The sequence below is a fragment of the Bacillus sp. JJ1127 genome, from assembly GCF_036965845.1.
In the GTDB taxonomy this organism is placed as follows: domain Bacteria; phylum Bacillota; class Bacilli; order Bacillales; family Bacillaceae_G; genus Bacillus_A.
Genome location: NZ_JBALQK010000221.1, coordinates 3,641 through 6,061, shown reverse-complemented (window position 1 = coordinate 6,061; position 2,421 = coordinate 3,641). Strand labels below are relative to the sequence as shown.

The 2,421-nt window shown below is 35.3% G+C and carries 3 protein-coding genes and 1 pseudogene; 1 reads left to right on the top strand and 3 read right to left on the bottom strand.

The window, feature by feature from the left end:
- Positions 1-107: 107 nt before the first annotated feature.
- The 3 genes and pseudogenes from V7183_RS26020 to V7183_RS19900 all read right to left on the bottom strand — a co-directional run.
- A pseudogene (locus tag V7183_RS26020) lies at positions 108-212 on the bottom strand (Rrf2 family transcriptional regulator); the annotation flags it as partial.
- Positions 213-290: 78 nt separating this feature from the next.
- A complete protein-coding gene (locus tag V7183_RS19905; protein ID WP_097898163.1) occupies positions 291-875 on the bottom strand; it encodes a DUF3238 domain-containing protein in 585 nt (194 codons plus the stop codon).
- A 159-nt stretch (positions 876-1,034) separates the two neighbouring features.
- Positions 1,035-1,619, bottom strand: coding sequence for a DUF3238 domain-containing protein (locus V7183_RS19900; RefSeq protein ID WP_097898164.1), 585 nt, complete (start codon positions 1,617-1,619; stop codon positions 1,035-1,037).
- A gap of 201 nt (positions 1,620-1,820) precedes the next feature.
- Here V7183_RS19900 and V7183_RS19895 point away from each other — a divergent pair, with 201 nt between their 5' ends.
- On the top strand, positions 1,821-2,294 hold the full coding sequence (locus tag V7183_RS19895; protein WP_097898165.1) for a MarR family winged helix-turn-helix transcriptional regulator: 474 nt from the start codon (positions 1,821-1,823) through the stop codon (positions 2,292-2,294).
- The last annotated feature ends 127 nt before the right edge of the window (positions 2,295-2,421 follow it).

The following is a 2,421-nucleotide window of genomic DNA, read 5'->3' as shown; positions in this document are numbered from 1 at the left end:
TTACAAATAGAGTGAAAAAATATACGCTTGAATTGTACCGGCATACTTACTGCGAAGAATTTATTTTATTTACTAATGATGTAAAGAGTTGTTCCATTGTCATACTCTCTAATATTTGCTCCTATAATACAATCAGGATTCGGCTTTTCATGGAAATGAAACAATTTTTCCTCTTCTACAACATCCACCGCTCGATACACGTCTAATAAAGTGAAACTTTAATCAGTGGGGGTTCTTCATCCCCCACTGATTATTACTTGGTTCGGTGACAATGTAGCAACACATTGACTTTACAATATCTTTTTAAAACTATACTCCATTTCTCCAGCTAGTGCTTCAGGAGTATCACCAGTTTCTCTGAAATCATGTGTATGAATTTGTTCAAACGGACCAAAATTTACTTGCTTATAAAATTCATAGCAAGGGAATCCATCATGTACACCTTGAATATCGACAGTACCATCTTTTTTGACATGTACAGTTAATAGATAGTCAACGGGAGGTGCATATACATTTAATGGGTTGCTAGCACTTGCACTCATTTGAAACTTGACGTCATCAGAACTCCATACAATATCAGTGCACAAAATACCTTCTGTACTAGCTTTTCCTGTTCTTTTCTTAACGGAACCATCTGGATTTGTGACTCTTTCTGTTGTTATGCCAGTATTCGCATATGTGAAAATTTCTTTTTTGTAAAAATCTACAACTACTTCTTGTTCAACTCTTGAACGCATAGCGTTTACGGCATAAGGTGTAAATTCACGTGAGTCACCTTCAAATTGGATTACGTTTCCCGTTTGAAGATCCTTCTTAGGTTCAGTCCAAGACATTGGAATAAATACGCTTGCTCTAATTTTAACGATATTAGTCATGAGACACACCTCTGTAATTCTAATTTTATTTTGGGTAATGCATAACATTGAACCCTTGAGCAAAACAGGTCGCAATTTCTTTCGCATAATCAATTGCTTTTCCTTTCAAATTTGCTGCTCTTGTTTAAATAGTGATGCTCTTCTGATTCATATTTATATCTAGATTGTCGTTTTAAAACTATATTCCATTTCTCCAGCTAACGCTTCTGGAGTGTCACCAGTTTTTCTGAAATCATGTGTATAGATTAATTCAAATGGACCAAAATCTGTTTGTTTATAAAATTCATAGCAGGGGAACCCATCATGAGAACCTTCAATATGCACAATGCCACTTTCGTTAACACGTATAGTTAATAAATAGTCAGCCGCAGGTGCTGCTGTATTTAAAGGATTGCTGGCACTTGCACTCATTTCAAAAGAAACTTCATCTGCGCCCCACAAAACATTCGTACATACAATGTTTTCTGTACCTGTTTTTCCTTTTTTATGCTCAATAGAACCATCTGGATTTGTAATTTTCACAGTTACGATACAAGCATCTGCAAATGTGAAAATTTCTTTTTTATAAAAATCAATAATTACTTCTTGCTCTAATCTTGATCGCATTGTGTTTACAGCGTATGGTGTAAATTCACGCACATCACCAGCATATTCGAATACCCTTCCTGTTGCAGGATCTTTAATAGGTTCCAACCAAGCATACGGTGCAAATACACTCCCTCTAATTTTAACGATATTAGCCATGAGAACCCTCCATAATGTATTAATTTTTATTTCGGTGAATCCTATTTCTTTCATAATCGAATTATAGTCAACTTGATTGACTATAATATGCATAGTACAATACAATTTGAATAAAGTCAACTTGATTGACTACATTACACGTAGTACAATGGAGTCCAAATAAAGTCAACATAATTGACTTTATTTAAGGAGGTTTTATGTATGAATCATCAAGCATTGAATGAATTAGATCTTACATCACTTTTGTCATTATCTTTTAGTGCATCGATTAATGAACTACATGACAGATTGAATGAATTGGGATTTGAAGATATTAGACCTGCACATGGTTTTATGTTTAAATGCATCACTCCTAATGGTGCAACAGGTATAGAACTAGCTGAGTACTTAGGAATTACAAAGCAAGCTGTAAGTAAAATGGTGGATTATCTTGAGAAACGCGGTTATGTAATGCGCCAAACTCATCCCACTGATAAGAGAGGGAAAATTATTGTTTTGACCGAACGAGGTTGGTTAGTAGTGAAAGCAAAAGACGAGATACTAACTGAAATTGAGGGGCGCTGGATCGAAAATATAGGTGCTGAACGAGTGCAAATGCTCAAAGAAGATTTAACAAAATTAGTTTATGAAGCAAATGAAGTGAAATCAACATCGAGGTTAAGACCTGTTTGGTAAATATAGAGTTTTTGAACTCCCCCACTTATCGGCCAATGCCGCTTGAAGTGGGGGATTCCTACGATATATATACATCAATTAAAAAACTGACATAAAACCCCTCTTTTCAGGTAGGAGAGAGCATCTG

Excerpts from the sequence above, each read along its gene's own strand:
- V7183_RS19900 (WP_097898164.1), bottom strand. The coding sequence starts at position 1,619 with ATGGCTAATATCGTTAAAATTAGAGGGAGTGTATTTGCACCGTATGCT.
- V7183_RS19895 (WP_097898165.1), top strand. The coding sequence starts at position 1,821 with ATGAATCATCAAGCATTGAATGAATTAGATCTTACATCACTTTTGTCA.
- V7183_RS19905 (WP_097898163.1), bottom strand. The coding sequence starts at position 875 with ATGACTAATATCGTTAAAATTAGAGCAAGCGTATTTATTCCAATGTCT.